Annotated in this window: 16 protein-coding genes and 5 pseudogenes; 10 read left to right on the top strand and 11 right to left on the bottom strand. The window is 67.7% G+C overall.

Annotation, left to right across the window (positions count from 1 at the left end; genetic code table 11):
• The first annotated feature begins 2 nt into the window (after positions 1-2).
• Positions 3-437: a VOC family protein gene (locus M2283_RS44770; RefSeq protein WP_280882343.1), complete on the top strand. Its 435-nt coding sequence runs from the start codon at positions 3-5 to the stop codon at positions 435-437.
• A gap of 176 nt (positions 438-613) precedes the next feature.
• On the opposite strand, the gene M2283_RS44765 is transcribed toward M2283_RS44770, so the two are convergent.
• Positions 614-1210 carry a DUF6262 family protein gene (locus M2283_RS44765; RefSeq protein WP_280882342.1) on the bottom strand — a complete coding sequence of 199 codons (597 nt, stop codon included), beginning with the start codon at positions 1208-1210 and terminating at the stop codon, positions 614-616.
• A gap of 339 nt (positions 1211-1549) precedes the next feature.
• Between M2283_RS44765 and M2283_RS44760 the strand changes: the two genes are divergently transcribed.
• A complete protein-coding gene (locus M2283_RS44760; RefSeq protein WP_280882341.1) occupies positions 1550-1879 on the top strand; it encodes a hypothetical protein in 330 nt (109 codons plus the stop codon).
• Positions 1880-1951: 72 nt separating this feature from the next.
• Here M2283_RS44760 and M2283_RS44755 read toward each other — a convergent pair.
• A pseudogene (locus tag M2283_RS44755) lies at positions 1952-2398 on the bottom strand (transposase); the annotation flags it as partial.
• A gap of 9 nt (positions 2399-2407) precedes the next feature.
• On the opposite strand from M2283_RS44755, the pseudogene M2283_RS44750 reads away from it, so the two are divergent.
• From M2283_RS44750 to M2283_RS44740, 3 genes and pseudogenes are all read left to right on the top strand, one after another.
• Positions 2408-3243 (top strand): annotated as a pseudogene (locus M2283_RS44750) (IS256 family transposase); the annotation flags it as partial.
• 40 nt (positions 3244-3283) lie between these two features.
• Complete coding sequence (locus M2283_RS44745) at positions 3284-3652, top strand: nuclear transport factor 2 family protein (protein ID WP_348538972.1); 369 nt, start codon at positions 3284-3286, stop codon at positions 3650-3652.
• Between the two features lie 116 nt (positions 3653-3768).
• Positions 3769-3960 (top strand): hypothetical protein, encoded by a 192-nt coding sequence (locus tag M2283_RS44740; RefSeq protein WP_280882340.1) that lies wholly within the window; start codon positions 3769-3771, stop codon positions 3958-3960.
• 22 nt (positions 3961-3982) lie between these two features.
• Here the strand turns inward: M2283_RS44740 and M2283_RS44735 are convergent, their stop codons facing one another.
• The 6 genes and pseudogenes from M2283_RS44735 to M2283_RS44715 all read right to left on the bottom strand — a co-directional run bounded on the left by M2283_RS44735 (position 3983) and on the right by M2283_RS44715 (position 7252).
• Positions 3983-4462 carry a hypothetical protein gene (locus M2283_RS44735; protein WP_280882339.1) on the bottom strand — a complete coding sequence of 160 codons (480 nt, stop codon included), beginning with the start codon at positions 4460-4462 and terminating at the stop codon, positions 3983-3985.
• A 553-nt stretch (positions 4463-5015) separates the two neighbouring features.
• Positions 5016-5462, bottom strand: a complete 447-nt coding sequence (locus M2283_RS44730; protein ID WP_280882338.1) for a peptidase inhibitor family I36 protein — start codon at positions 5460-5462, stop codon at positions 5016-5018.
• Between the two features lie 36 nt (positions 5463-5498).
• Positions 5499-5627: pseudogene (locus M2283_RS52110) on the bottom strand (hypothetical protein); the annotation flags it as partial.
• Positions 5590-5817 carry a hypothetical protein gene (locus M2283_RS52105; RefSeq protein WP_432423217.1) on the bottom strand — a complete coding sequence of 76 codons (228 nt, stop codon included), beginning with the start codon at positions 5815-5817 and terminating at the stop codon, positions 5590-5592. The pseudogene M2283_RS52110 and the gene M2283_RS52105, both read right to left, overlap by 38 nt.
• The gene (locus tag M2283_RS52100; protein WP_432423220.1) at positions 5817-6356 is read right to left on the bottom strand and encodes a hypothetical protein; all 540 of its coding nucleotides are present in this window, start codon (positions 6354-6356) and stop codon (positions 5817-5819) included. Before M2283_RS52100 ends, M2283_RS52105 begins: the two co-directional genes overlap by 1 nt.
• Before the next feature lie 116 nt (positions 6357-6472).
• Positions 6473-7252: an NAD(P)H-dependent oxidoreductase gene (locus M2283_RS44715; protein ID WP_280882333.1), complete on the bottom strand. Its 780-nt coding sequence runs from the start codon at positions 7250-7252 to the stop codon at positions 6473-6475.
• Positions 7253-7390: 138 nt separating this feature from the next.
• Here M2283_RS44715 and M2283_RS44710 point away from each other — a divergent pair, with 138 nt between their 5' ends.
• Together M2283_RS44710 and M2283_RS44705 are read left to right on the top strand one after the other, a co-directional pair.
• Entirely contained in the window at positions 7391-8239 is an 849-nt protein-coding gene (locus M2283_RS44710; RefSeq protein ID WP_280882332.1) for a helix-turn-helix transcriptional regulator, read from the top strand.
• 39 nt (positions 8240-8278) lie between these two features.
• Positions 8279-8953 (top strand): transposase family protein, encoded by a 675-nt coding sequence (locus M2283_RS44705; RefSeq protein WP_348538971.1) that lies wholly within the window; start codon positions 8279-8281, stop codon positions 8951-8953.
• Here M2283_RS44705 and M2283_RS44700 read toward each other — a convergent pair.
• Positions 8877-9317: pseudogene (locus M2283_RS44700) on the bottom strand (RNA-guided endonuclease TnpB family protein); the annotation flags it as partial. The gene M2283_RS44705 and the pseudogene M2283_RS44700 sit on opposite strands and share 77 nt — an antisense overlap.
• A 3-nt stretch (positions 9318-9320) precedes the next feature.
• Positions 9321-9458, bottom strand: a complete 138-nt coding sequence (locus M2283_RS44695) for a hypothetical protein (RefSeq protein ID WP_280882377.1) — start codon at positions 9456-9458, stop codon at positions 9321-9323.
• 11 nt (positions 9459-9469) lie between these two features.
• Between M2283_RS44695 and tnpA the strand changes: the two genes are divergently transcribed.
• Positions 9470-9910 (top strand): IS200/IS605 family transposase, encoded by a 441-nt coding sequence (gene tnpA / locus M2283_RS44690; protein ID WP_280882370.1) that lies wholly within the window; start codon positions 9470-9472, stop codon positions 9908-9910.
• 107 nt (positions 9911-10017) lie between these two features.
• Here tnpA and M2283_RS44685 read toward each other — a convergent pair.
• Positions 10018-10224, bottom strand: a pseudogene (locus tag M2283_RS44685) (helix-turn-helix domain-containing protein); the annotation flags it as partial.
• A gap of 127 nt (positions 10225-10351) precedes the next feature.
• Here M2283_RS44685 and M2283_RS44680 point away from each other — a divergent pair.
• Both M2283_RS44680 and M2283_RS44675 read left to right on the top strand, forming a co-directional pair.
• Positions 10352-11320 carry a 5-dehydro-4-deoxyglucarate dehydratase gene (locus M2283_RS44680; protein ID WP_432423216.1) on the top strand — a complete coding sequence of 323 codons (969 nt, stop codon included), beginning with the start codon at positions 10352-10354 and terminating at the stop codon, positions 11318-11320.
• A gap of 305 nt (positions 11321-11625) precedes the next feature.
• Positions 11626-12963, top strand: coding sequence for a gluconate:H+ symporter (locus tag M2283_RS44675; protein ID WP_280882331.1), 1338 nt, complete (start codon positions 11626-11628; stop codon positions 12961-12963).
• The last annotated feature ends 29 nt before the right edge of the window (positions 12964-12992 follow it).

Below are 12992 nucleotides of genomic sequence, written 5' to 3'. Positions count from 1 at the left end.
TCATGGCAGCCAAAATCGATCTGACCCTCGATTGCGTGAACGCACAACTCCTCGCCGATTTCTGGAAGTCGGCATTGGGCTATATCGACGAGCCGCCGCCTGCTCCCTTCAAGACCCGCGAGGAGTGGCTCGCGCAGTTTGACCTGCCGGAGGACGACTCCGAGGACGACGGGGCGTGGCTCTGCGATCCAGACGGCGTCGGCCCTCGCCTCTCCATCCTCAAGGTCCCCGAACAGAAGACGGCGAAGAACCGGCTTCATATCGACGTTCGGGTGCCGGGACACGGCAGTGCCGGTGAGCGGTGGGCGCGGATCAAGGCGGAGTCTGAGCGGCTGGTGAAGGCGGGCGGGGCCGTCCTGCAGGAGTTTGACGGGCACCACGTTGTGATGGCCGACCCGGAGGGCAACGAGTTCTGCGTCGCCGCAGCCTCGGCCTGAGGCTGGCAGAGTCGGGACGTTCCCCGGCCTCTGCCTTGGCTGGCCGAGCGCCGCTGCCACCGTCAACAATCCGTCGACACCCCGTGATGGCAGCTTGGGAGTCCGGCCGCCGTAGGCGGCCGGACTCCCCCGGACCGGGTCGCGCCGTCAGGCGCGGTTTGCAGGAACCCTCGACGTCATCGCTGAACTCCCGGTGAGGGGTCGGTGATCTGGGCTTCGAGGTCGGCCATGCGGCGGTCCTGGAAGCGCAGGTTGGAGCGGGCGGCCTTGAGTCGTTCGTCCAGGGTGCGGTTATCGGTGGTGAGCTGGCGGACACGCTGTTTGAGGGTGGTGTTCTCGGTGGTGATCCGCTGGACGGCTTCCTGGGTCCATTCGGCTTCCAAGTCGCGTATCTGGCCGAGGAGTTCACCGATGCGGGTGCGCTGGGAGAGGATCTCGGTGTGGGTGGCCTTGAGGGCCTCCTCGGCGTTCAGGGCGCGTTCGCGCCAGGTCGCCTCGCGCTCGTCGTCCTGCTCGGCGAGCGTGCGGGACCGGCGTTCGCCGGCCTGGGCCATTGCTGTGGTGACCGCGGCTCTGACCTCGGTGTTGTCGTAGAGGAAGGTGCGCGAGACGTCCGATCGTCGGGCGACGGCGGCGACACTGACCGGGGCCTTCTCGCGCCGGAGTCGGGTGATGGCCTGATGGACCCGCTCCAGGGCGGCCTCGGTCTTGCGGCGGCGGGCTGCCAGGGCCGCCGCGGTGCGGGGCCCGGCGGGAACTGCAGCGGTCTTCATGCGATGTCGTCCTGCTCGGGGTTGTTGTCGGTTGTGCACCTATCGCTGTACTCGCTCTGCTCGTCGTCGCCCACGTCGGCGAGGTCGACGGCGCGGAAGGCCGTGGACCACACGCGGTGGAAGTAGTCCTGGGGTTTGCGCAGGTCCAGGGCGAGGGCGTCATCGAGGAGGCCGAGGCCGGCCAGGGCCTTCTCCAGGCCGTCGATCGCGCGGGCGGTCGGCTCGAAGTGCTGGTGCAGGTAGTCGGCGGTGGCGTCGTCGGGAGATCCTTCGGCCAGCAGCTGCCACTGCTCGCGTTTGCGACGCCAGTAGAGGAGGTCGGCGCCGGACAGGACGAATTTGTCGCAGTTGTGGCAGTCGAGGTTCCAGGGGCAGGCACTCGCCGGGCTGGCGGCACAGGGTGCTTACGAGACGGCCCGAACCGCACTTCGCCGTGTCTTTCGTCGCGGCATCGACCCACGTGACGAGCACGTCCTGGCAGAGCGCAGTCGTCGCTTACTCATCGCCGAAGATCTGACGCGGCAGCTTCGGTTGCACATCCCCACCGAGGCGACAGACAAGGCGCTCGATGCCCTCGCGGGGCTCGATCTCACCCCCGATGCTCAGCAAGCGACCCGCGGCGCATTGCGCTGGAACTCCGAGCTCGGCGAGTGGGAGCATCACCCTTGATCTCCTGCAGAAGGCCGTGAGCAGGCAGCCTAAAAGGGCGTTTTGTCCCGGTGGGGTTGTTTGGTCCGAGGTTCAGGTGTCGCGCCAGTGGAGGGTGGATTCTCGGGTGAGTCTGCGGCTTATGAGGTCGATCATCGCGACGTGGATTATGGCTTCGGAGCGGTGAGGGTGGGTCTCGTAGTCGCAGGCCAGGCGGCGGTGATGCATGAGCCAGCCGAAGGTGCGCTCGACGACCCAGCGCCGCGGAATCACCTTGAAGCCTTTGACGCGCGGCTCGCGTTGGACGACTTCGACGTCGATGCCGAGGCGGGCGCCGTGGCCGATGGCTTTGGTGCGGTATCCGCTGTCGGCCCATGCTTTGGTCACGCGAGGGTGAGTGGCGGCGATGTGGGACACCAGGTGTATGTCGCCGACGTTGTCGGAGACACTCGCTGCGGTGACCCGGACGGCCAGGAGCAAGCCGAGGGTGTCGACCCCGATGTGGCGTTTGCGGCCCGCGATTTTCTTGCCGGCATCGATGACGGCGCGGCCGGCCTGCCGGCCGCGACCGTGACCCGGCTGACCAGGCAGTGGCAGGACGACCACGCCGTCTTCCAGGACCGCGACCTGTCCGACCGCGACTACGTCTACGTGCGGGCGGACCGCGTTCACCCCAAGGTCCGGCTCGGCCAAGCACACTCATGCGTGCTGATCCTGCTCGGAGTGCGGCTGGACGGCACCAAGGAGCTGATCTCGCTGGCCGACGGCCTGCGGGAGTCCACCGAGTCGTGGGCGGACCTGCTGCGCGACTGCCGTCGCCGCGGCATGCGCGACCCCGAGCTGGTGGTCGGCGACGGCGCGATGGGCCTGTGGAAGGCCCTGGCCGAGGTCTTCCCTGCGGCTCACCATCAGCGGTGCTGGGTCCATAAGGCCCGGAATGCATCGAACGCCCTGCCGAAGTCTGCTCAGCCGGGCGCGACGAAGGCGATGCAGGAGATCCACAACGCCGACGACCGCGCCCACGCACAGAAGGCCATCGAGGCGTTCGTGAAGACCTACGGCGCGAAGTGGCCCAAGGCCGTCGCCAAGATCATCGACGACCAGGAGAAACTGCTGGCATGCTACGACTTCCCGGCCGAACACCGGATCACCTGCGGACCACGAATCCGATCGAGTCGACGTCCTCGACGGTCAAGCTGCGGACCAAGGTCACCCGCGGTGCCGGCAGCCCGGCCGCCGCGCTCGCGATGGTCTTCAAGCTCGTCGAATCCGCCCAAGACCGCTGGCACGCGATCCCCGGCGCCCACCTGGTCTCCCTGGTCCGCGCCGGGGCCAGGTTCGAGAACGGCGTCCTGGCCGAACGCGGAGACACGCGCGCGGCGTGATCCTACGGTTCCTCTCGAACGCGACTTCCTGCCAGGAGCAATGGAGAACACGATGCACGAGCACCCGGCTTCCTCCCACCAGGTCGTACAGCGGTACTTCCAGATGTGGAACACGGGCGACACCTCCGCCGCCCCGGAAGTACTCAGCCCCGACTGGACCGACCACGCACATCCAGAGGTCAATGGCCCCGCCGACGTTCAACGAGCGGTCACGCAGACCCACGCCACCCGGCCAGGACTCCGTTTCTACATCGACACGATCCTCGGCACCGATGACCTGCTGTCCGTGGTCGGCGGCGTCGGCCACGAAAGTCACCCAGGCGCGATAGACAGCCGTCTCATCTGGCTGATTCGACTTCTCCACGGTCAGATGGTCGAGATGTGGACCTATCGACTCAGCACCCCCTGAAATCGCCGATCCACAGGTATTGACGATTGCTCCATGCGCCGCGATGGAGCGCAGCTCGCGTACAACATGGCCATCGGCGACGCTCACTCGCTTGTCCTGCCGACCGGCCCCGGTACATGCTGTCCACCGGCCCGCAGCCGAAGGATCTGCGGGCCTCCCCCGCCGAGGTCGACGAGCTGAACCCGCTGCAGATCTGCGCGGCGCGACGCTACGTCTACACCCGCCCGGGCAGTGCCCTACGCCCCTGCATTACCCGGCGGAGCCGCGAGCACCGCCCGTCGAACGAGCAGGTCACCAGCGCGAAATGACCCGCCGGCACGCTGCTCGGCGTCAGCAGTTGCGGATGGACCATGCCGGGTCCCAGTTGTACAAGTAGGTGACGGGTTCGACGGGAGCGCGTACCAGCTCGTTGCCGCTCTGCCCGTAGACAATGGCGACGGCTCCGCCGGTCTGGGAGTTGGCGTAGTACCCGTCGCCATTCCAGTAGGAGAGCGAGTAGAGAGCACACTGGAACAGGAAGAAGACCTTCCAGTCGTTCGTGGTGGGATCCCAGACAGCAGTGCAGAAGTTGCCACTATCGCAAGCGACTCCGTCGCCGACGGCCACGTGTACGACCTTGTTCGCGGCCGGGCTGATCCCCGGCGAGTGAGCGACGGCGGACCTGGCCGCCGCGCTGTGTGGTGCTGTCGGCAGCATCAGATAGTGACCGGACGGGCTGTCGGCGGCCTGGGCCGGCCCCGCGCCGAACAGGGCCGCCAGGACGACGACCAGGGCGCCGATGAGTCCGGGTAAGGATCGTTTGTCGCGCATTCTGTTGCCAACCTCCCATGAGGAACGGTGGCTTGGTCGCCACCCAGCCTTTCCGGCAGCCTGTCTCGGCCGCAACACGTGGAACGGCCATTCGATGCGGTTGATGGACTGGCGGTCCAGGTCGACGATCCCTGTCGCCAGCGGTCTGGAGGTGACCTCTGCTGGTCGATGAGCAAGGTCAACCGAGGGCGCTCGCTGGCCGTTTCGGGAGGCGTAGGCGGGCAGCGGTGTCGGATTGATGTCCCGGAGAACCTCATGCGCTGTTCGGGCACGCTGAGCACATGAGCGATGCCGGGCCTCGACGAAGCTGCTTGCACGTTCATGCCGTACGTCGGACCGGCGGTGTCTGTGGCGCATTGTCCGCCGTACCGGCATGCTCGGCCCGGGCACGGCGCAGGGCGGCCGCGCGGGGTCGGCGGAGTCGAGGGGCATCGAAGACGCGGTACAGCATGTCCCACCGGCCGGGCATCGCGTGCGGGTGAGACACCACGTCCGAGTGCTCGATGAGTGCCAGGCAGTCAGGAGCAAAGTCGCTCACTCGGAGCGAGGTTGGCTAGAGATCGTCTGGGTAGACCATTCCGTCCGCTTTGTTGGCGCCCGTCCAGTCGTCCCCCACGTTGTAGCCCGGGTAGAGGTCACCGATGGGGGTCCCGAGAACACCGTGTATGTCGAGGAACCTGACCGGGATGGTGGTCTGGTTCACGGCGGAATGAACGTTGTTCTCCCAGTTTCCCTTGGTTTCGCTGTTGAACCACGATGTCCAGTCACCGTGTTTGACGCTGCCGCCGTAGCCGCGGCCGCTACCGGTGTAGTTGTGACCCGTCCAGATGCACAGGAAGTACTGCGGACAGGCGGCGCGACCTTGGCCTACGGTGATTACGACCGGCCAGCCGGGTTGCGTGGTGGGGGCCGCCGGAGCGGCGGATGCCGATGTCGCCAGACCGGCGCCGGTGAGGGCCAGTGACGCGAGAGTGACTGCAACGATCTTGCGTAATGTCATGGTTCTCCCTGGTGATGGGCCTACGGTTCCTCTCCATCAGAGGGTGCACCTCACATCTGGGCCTGTCGTTACGTGTGAGTGCACAGGTCTTTTGTCTCCGCGCACGGTTGCACGCTGCCGGCGGAATTCACGAGGGGCGCATCCGTACGCGGCGCGGAAGGCCTGGCTGAAGTGGGCGGGGCTGGTGAACCCCCAGCGGGCGGCGTTCGCGGAGCCGGCCGGCGACGGTGTGCCCGTGCTGCTGGAACAGTTTGTGCAGGTAGCGCGGGGAGATGTGGTGGGCGGCGGCGATCGCGTCCGGGGTCAGATACGGCTCGCCGAGGTTGTCCCGGATGAAAGCCTGGATCTGGGCCATCAGCGCGCGCTGCCAGGTGTGTGGTGGCCCCGTGCCCGAGGTGTCCAGTGCACCGGCGAGTGCCGTGGTGAGCACGTCGAGGGTGAGGGTGGACAGACGGGCGGTGTCGGACGGGCTGAGTTCGTGCATGTGCCGGGCGAGCTGCAGCAGGAACTGGGACGAGGGTGCACCGATGCCCTGCGCGCCGGGATGCGAACCCCGTTCAGACTCCGCAGGTCCCGGTCGGGCAACGGCAGCAGTGAGCGCGGGAAGCGCAGAAGCAGCAGCTGGCTCGTCGGGATATGCGGCGCGTGCCTGCCCAGGAAGGGACGCGAGGTGTCGAACAGCATCAGGTCGCCGACCCCTGGATCCGCGCGCTGCCCGTTTTGCGTCACCGTGGCGCCACCGCGCACGATGCAGCCCACCTTGAGCACTTCGGGATCGGCCTGGCGGATGAGCTTGCGCGAGCGGTGGACCGAGTGCGGCATCGTGGTCAACAGCGTCGCCTGCATCGCGCCGAAATCACTGATACCGACCCGAGCCCTAAATCCGTCTTCCACCTGCGGGTCGCAGCGTAACGAGCTGCCCCGCGATTGGTCTTGAGGCGTGTGGGCCTGGAGGTTCGGCTGGTGGGTGATGCAGCAGGCCGTGGGGCGGGCGAGCACGAGTCATCCCGTTAGCCGCGCACGTGCAGCCCGAAACCCGTGCGGCCCGCCGGCTCCAGTCCCTCCTTCAGGTGCAGCGAGGGGATCTCGTAGTCACCGAAGTTCTGCCGCCGGAACGCGATCGGCTCGGTGGACTCCAGGGTGAGCAGGCGCTGCTCCCATGCCTTGGCGACGTCCGGGTACTCCACGCTGGTCATCCGGTCGGTGCCGTACAGCACGAACGGCGGCAGCACCTCGATGCCCGGGTAGTAGAGGATGCCGTGGTGGATCGGGAACAGCAGATCGTCGATGGGGCCGTTGATCCCGCGAGCGGCGTAGTGCGACTCCGGGCCGCCGGCGGTCACCGACAGCAGAGCCTTCCTGCCAGCGAGGGTGCCTTCGCCGAAGCGCTCGCCGTACCTGGTGTCGCTGTGCTCGCCGACGCCGTAGGCGAAGTGGTAGGTGAACACCCGGTCCACCCAGCCTTTGAGGATCGCGGGCATCGTGTACCACCACAGCGGGAACTGGAAGACGATGGTGTCGGCCCACAGCAGCTTCTCCTGCTCTGCGAGGACGTCCGGGGTGAGAGTGCCGGCGTCGAAGGCCCGGCCCGAGTCCAGGGCAACCTTCAGCGGACTTGAGGCGTCGGGGCCGTAGTCCGCGGCGTCCACGACCGCCTTCCAGTTCATCGCGTAAAGATCGCTCACCCGTACCTCGTGCCCGGCGTTCTCCAAGGTGGACACCGCGAGGTCCTTCAGCGAGCTGTTGAGCGACTTCGGCTCCGGGTGGGCGTAGACGATCAGCGTCTTCATGAGAACTCCTTCGGATCGGATGCCTCCGATCCTGGGCGCCGCGACGCCCGGCGTTCAGGGGCGCTTCTTCCATCGGACGGGACTTCCTGGTATCGGCAGGACCACCTTCACGGGCACTACCGAGGCCATACTGGGGGCATGGACGATCTTGCGGGCTTCCTGCGGACCCGGCGTTCCCGGGTCGACCCGGCGGTCGTGGGCATCCCCACCGACAGCCGCCGTCGGGTCGAAGGGCTGCGCCGCGAAGAGGTCGCGCACCTTTCCGGCGTCAGCGTCGACTACTACGTACGCCTGGAGCAGGGCCGCGCGACCCAGCCCTCCGAGCAGGTCCTCGACGCGCTCGCCCGCGTCCTCGGTCTCGACGAGACCGAACGCGGGCACCTCTTCCGGCTCGCCCGGCAGCGCCGCCGCCACGCGAAGGCGCCGACCGGACGGGTCCGGCCGGAACTGCTGCGCGTCCTCGACCTGGTCGCCGACGCACCCGCGCTGATCATGGACCACCGCCTGGACGTGCTCGCCGGGAACCGCCTCGCCGGGCTCCTCTTCGGCCGGCCGATGCCGGGCCTGAACACCGCCCGGCACATCTTTCTTGAGGAGGCCGAGCGCGGCCTTTACGCGGACTGGGAGAAATGCACCCTCGACGTGGTCGGGCATCTGCGCCTGGCCGCCGGCAAATACCCCGAGGACCCCCGCCTGGCCTCGCTCATCGGCGAACTGGCGATGGGCAGCGAGCGCTTCCGCCGCCTCTGGGCCCGCGCAGACGTGCGCGCCCGCACCCATGGACGCAAGGCGTACCGCCACCCGCTGGTCGGACTGCTGGAACTGCACCAGGAGAACTTCGCACTACCGAATGAATCGGGTATGGAGCTGCTGGTTCTGTCCGCAGCTCCCGGCAGCCCCGCCGAGGACGGACTGCGCCTGCTCGTGGGCCTGGGCGCGGACAGCGATGACGCGCATCCCACAGTGAACGCTCAGATCCGCCGCTAACGGGCTGCCCCGTGATTAATCTTGGTCGCAGGTGGGGGCATGGCGAAGGTCGCGCGAGTTGATTCGGGTGTGATGACGAGTCAGGCCCGCGTGACCATGTCCCATTCCGCCTTCTGCGGTCTGTCGGAGGAGCACCTGGGTGAGCTCGCCGCGGAGTTCGCCGCGCGCTGGGAAGCGCGGTGTGAATCCGGGCGTGATGAGCGGCGTCACGGTTCCCGGAAACGGGAGGCGGGGGCCGGGCCGAAGCACGAGCTGGTCTTCGTCGACCGGCTGCTGGTGACGCTGGTGCATCTGCGGACCGGGCTCACTCATGCCGCCCTCGGTGTGATCTACCAGGTGGGCTCGTTCACGATCGGCCGAGCGATCAGTGAGATCCGTCCGCTGCTCGCCGAGTGCGGGTTCGCCATCCCGGAGCGGCCCGGGCTGCGGCTGCGCACGTTGGAGGACGTGTTCGCCTACGCCGAGGCCGAGCAGGTCACGCTCAGGATCGACGGGATGGAGACCCAGGTCCGCCGTCCGAAGGCGGGCAGGCCCGGACGGCGGGCCTTCGTCTCCGGCAAACGCAAGCAGAACACCATCAAGACCACCACGATCAGCGACGGCCAGGGCCGCACCCTGTGGTCCGGGGCCACCCGGCCGGGCCGGTGTGTGACTGGGGCCTGGCTTCGAGTGCCTGGACGCGGAAGGCGATGTGCCAGCCGAGAGCGTCCTTGACCAGCCGGGCCCCGGTGACACGGTTGGCGGTGGTGGCGTGCTTGCCGACCGGGAGTTTTTTCGTCCAGCGGAAGCGGACGCGGCCGATCCTGGGGATGTTGACCATGCCCCAGCGGCGGTGCACACGGGCGATGTTCAAGTCCCGGCCCTGCGGAATGTCCACGGACATCACCGTGCGGATGCGGGCCTTGAAGTTCGGGGCGTCGGCGCGGCCGTCCCAGCAGTTCCGCCAGGCCTGGACGTACGTCTTCAGCACCGCCTGCGCGGCCTGGGCGGGGAGCACACCGAGCCAGTCGATCTCCTTGCGGGCCTGACGGATCGCGATGTCGGCCGCGGCCAGGGAACGCTTGTCCTTGGGGAGCATCAATCACCACTCGTGCAGACAGTTCCACATGGTGCGGGCCGCATGCGCCTGGTCGTCCATGAGCCGGATCTGCGCAGGTGTCAGCGCCAGCCGGGCGCGGTGCCCGAACTGCCACTTCTCCTGAACACGATCCGCACCCACGCGATCACCCTATCGATTGGTTCACGTCGCCACGATGGACTCCAAATCCCGATGTGCGAACAGGCCGTCACGTTGTCCACAACCTTCACGTCCACTTGGTGTTCGTCACCAAATACCGGCGAAAGGCGTTCACGGGCGAGATGCTGACCAGGTGCGAGGCAATCATGCGAGAGGTCTGCCAGGACTTCGAGGCCGAGCTGAAGCAGTTCAACGGCGAAGAGGACCACGTCCATCTGCTGGTGCACCACCCGCCCAAGGTCCAGCTCTCCAGGCTGGTCAACTCCCTCAAGGGCGTCTCCTCCCGATACCTGCGCACGGAGTACGACGCGCATGTCCGCCGGTATCTGTGGGCCGGCCATTTCTGGCCCGGGTCGTACATCGCCGGAAGCTGCGGCGGAGCACCGCTGACCGTCGTACCCCAGTACATCGAAAACCAGCGGCGCCCCGTGTGATCTGACCAAGGCCAACAGCGCAGACCCGCACCCAAACCGAGGTCAGAGCAGTACTGAGATGCCCTTCACCTCCCCCGTGAACGGGAGAGCACTGCACAAGATCAAAGGTAGAGGGAGCCGGTGGCGTCGGTGCGGACCCATCCGCAGTCGACGGGGGTCTGGAGCAGCTGGTACATGCTGCTGCGCGGCGCACCCAGCTCCTCCGCGAGTTGGTGCAGACGTGAGGGCTGTTCGCCCCGAGCGGCGAGCAGTTCCAGCAGCCCGACGGTCCGGGCCGCCGACTTCACTCCGCGGGCACCTCTCCCCTTCGGCATGGGGCCATCGTAGATCCCCTGCCGATGCGGGCGGTCGCCAGTTTCCGCCCCGCCCGTTGACCCACCATGTTCACGCGTCTAGCCTCCATCTATATACGTAGACGTCATTTACATACGGGGATGGGGTGTGGCGGGTATCAGCACGGAAGCAGCAGAGATCGCAGGGGTCGCCGAGCGGCTCCGTGACGGAATGGCAAGCGGGGTGCTGTCCTTCCCTCTCACGAGCTTCGGGACCGACGGCAGCCTCGCCCTGGACGCCTATCGGGCGTATCTGGCCGACCGGTTGGCCACCGCCCCCGGTGCGGTGTTCCCGGCCTGCGGGACAGGAGAGTTCTTCTCGCTGGACGAGGACGAGTACCGGGCGGTCGTGCGGACCACGGTCGAGGTCGCCGACGGACGATTGCCGGTGGTGGCGGGAATCGGCTACGGCTGGGCACAGGCGCTGCGCTTCGCCCGCATCGCGGAGGAAGCCGGGGCGGACGCCGCGCTGGTACTGCCCCACTACCTGGTCGGGACGCCGCAGGACGGTCTGGTGGAGCAGCTGCGCCGGATCGCCGAAGGCACCCGGCTGCCACTCATCGCCTACCAGCGCGGCCAGGTCGACTTCAGCGCCGACAGCCTGCGCCGGATCGCGCGCATCCCCACTGTCGTCGGCCTGAAGGACGGCCACAGCGACCTCGACCGGCTCCAGCGACTCACACTCGCCGCGCCTCACGGCTTCCTCTTCTTCAACGGCGCCGCCACCGCCGAGATCCAGGCCCGCGCCTACGCCACGGTCGGCGTCCCCGCCTACTCCTCCGCCGTCCACGCCTTCGCCCCCGAGATCGCGAACGCCTTCTTCGTCGCGCTGCGGGACGGGGACGACGCGGCCGTGACCGAGCTCCTGCGTGAGTTCTACGTCCCGCTGGTCGAACTACGGGATCGGGTGCCGGGCTACGCCGTATCCCTGGTCAAGGCCGCCGCCCGGTTGCGCGGCTTCCCGGTCGGCCCGGTGCGCGCCCCGCTCACCGACCCCGCCCTGACCGACCTCGCCGACCTGGAGAAGATGCTGGACCACGGCCTGAGCCTGGTCGACACCGTACGACGACCCGCTTAACGAACGGCGAACGGGCGGGCGTCCCTCGTTCCCGCCCGACGCACCCGCGGGTGCGTGTCGTGCCGCAGGAGGCCCGGCCTCCTGAGCTGACCCGGAACAGAAGCCCCTGGCCCCAGGGGAGCCCGCGGCTTGGGGCCGGTAGGGCCACAGCCGTCGCCATGCCGCACCAGCCGCACCGCATCCCTCCGCACAGCCACGCGACAACGCCCTGCCGCTCCTCCGTGGCGCGGCCAATCGGGCCGCACACGGATCGGGCCGTCCCGCAGCCGGCGGCTGCTCACTGAACAGTTCAAAGGGGAACTGCTATGCCTCTTCTCGTAGTCGGGATCAGCGTTCTGCTCCTGCTTCTCCTCATGACCAGGCTGAAGCTCAACGGCTTCGCGGCCCTCCTGCTCGTGGCGGTCGGCGTCGCACTGGTCCGGGGAATCCCGGTGGCCACCATCCCCGACGTCCTCTCCGAAGGCATCGGGGACCAGATCGGCGACACCATGCTCACCATCGGACTCGGCGCCATGGTCGGCCGTGTCATGGGAGACTCCGGCGCCGCACAGCGGATAGCCGACAAGCTCCTCGACGCCTTCGGCCCGCGCTGGGTCCAGGTGGCAATGGTCGTCACGGCCATGCTGATCGGCGTGACCATGTTCTACGAGGTCGCTTTCATCATCATCGTGCCGATCGCGTTCACCCTGGTCAGGGTCACCGGAACGAAGCTGCTGTGGGTCGGACTGCCGATGTCCATCGCCCTGTCCACCATGCACAGCTTCCTGCCGCCGCACCCCGGCCCGACCGCCGTCGCCGCCACCTTCCACGCCTCCGTCGGACTGACGCTCTTCTACGGTCTGTTCATCGCGATTCCCGCCGGCGCGCTCATAGCTCTGACCTGGCCGCGCCTTCCGTTCATCCAGGCGATGAACCCCTCCATCCCCAAGGGCCTGGTCAGCGAGCGTGAGTTCACCGACGAGGAGATGCCCGGACTCGGCTGGTCGCTGTCTGTGGCACTCTTCCCCGTGGTGCTGATCGTGGCCGCCGCCGTCACCGACATGGCCACCTCCGCCGAGACCCCGCTCTTGCACACCGTCGCCTTCATCGGCTCGGCACCGGTCGCGCTGCTGCTGACCCTGTGCCTGGCGATCTGGGCGTTCGGCCCGCGGATCGGCCGGAGCCTGGAGGAGGTCGGCGACTCCTGCACCTCAGCGGCGAAGGCGATGGCGATGATCCTCCTGGTCATCGGCGCCGGCGGGGCCTTCAAGAACGTCCTCGTCGAAGGCGGGATCTCCGACTACATCAAGGACGCCACGGACGGCTGGTCCATCTCGCCGATCATCCTCGCCTGGCTCGTCGCCGTCATCCTCCGCATCGCGCTCGGCTCGGCGACGGTCGCCGTCGTCACGGCCTCCGGCGTGGTGCTGCCGCTGCTGGCCGGCAGCGGGGTCCACCCAGAGATCATGGTGCTCGCCGTCGCCTGCGGCTCCATCGCGTGCTCCCACGTCAACGACCCAGGCTTCTGGCTGTTCAAGCAGTACTTCAACCTCTCCGTCATCGATGCGATCAAGGTCCGTACCACCTATACGACGGTGCTCGCCGCCCTCGGCCTGGGTGGCGTCCTTGTCGCCGAGTGGGCCCTCGACGTCCTCAACCTGTAACCCGACTCATCCATGACGCAAAGGACTTG

Origin of the sequence: Streptomyces pseudovenezuelae, assembly GCF_029892565.1 — a bacterium.
Lineage (GTDB): Bacteria > Actinomycetota > Actinomycetes > Streptomycetales > Streptomycetaceae > Streptomyces > Streptomyces pseudovenezuelae_A.
This window is presented reverse-complemented; position numbering and strand designations above follow the sequence as displayed.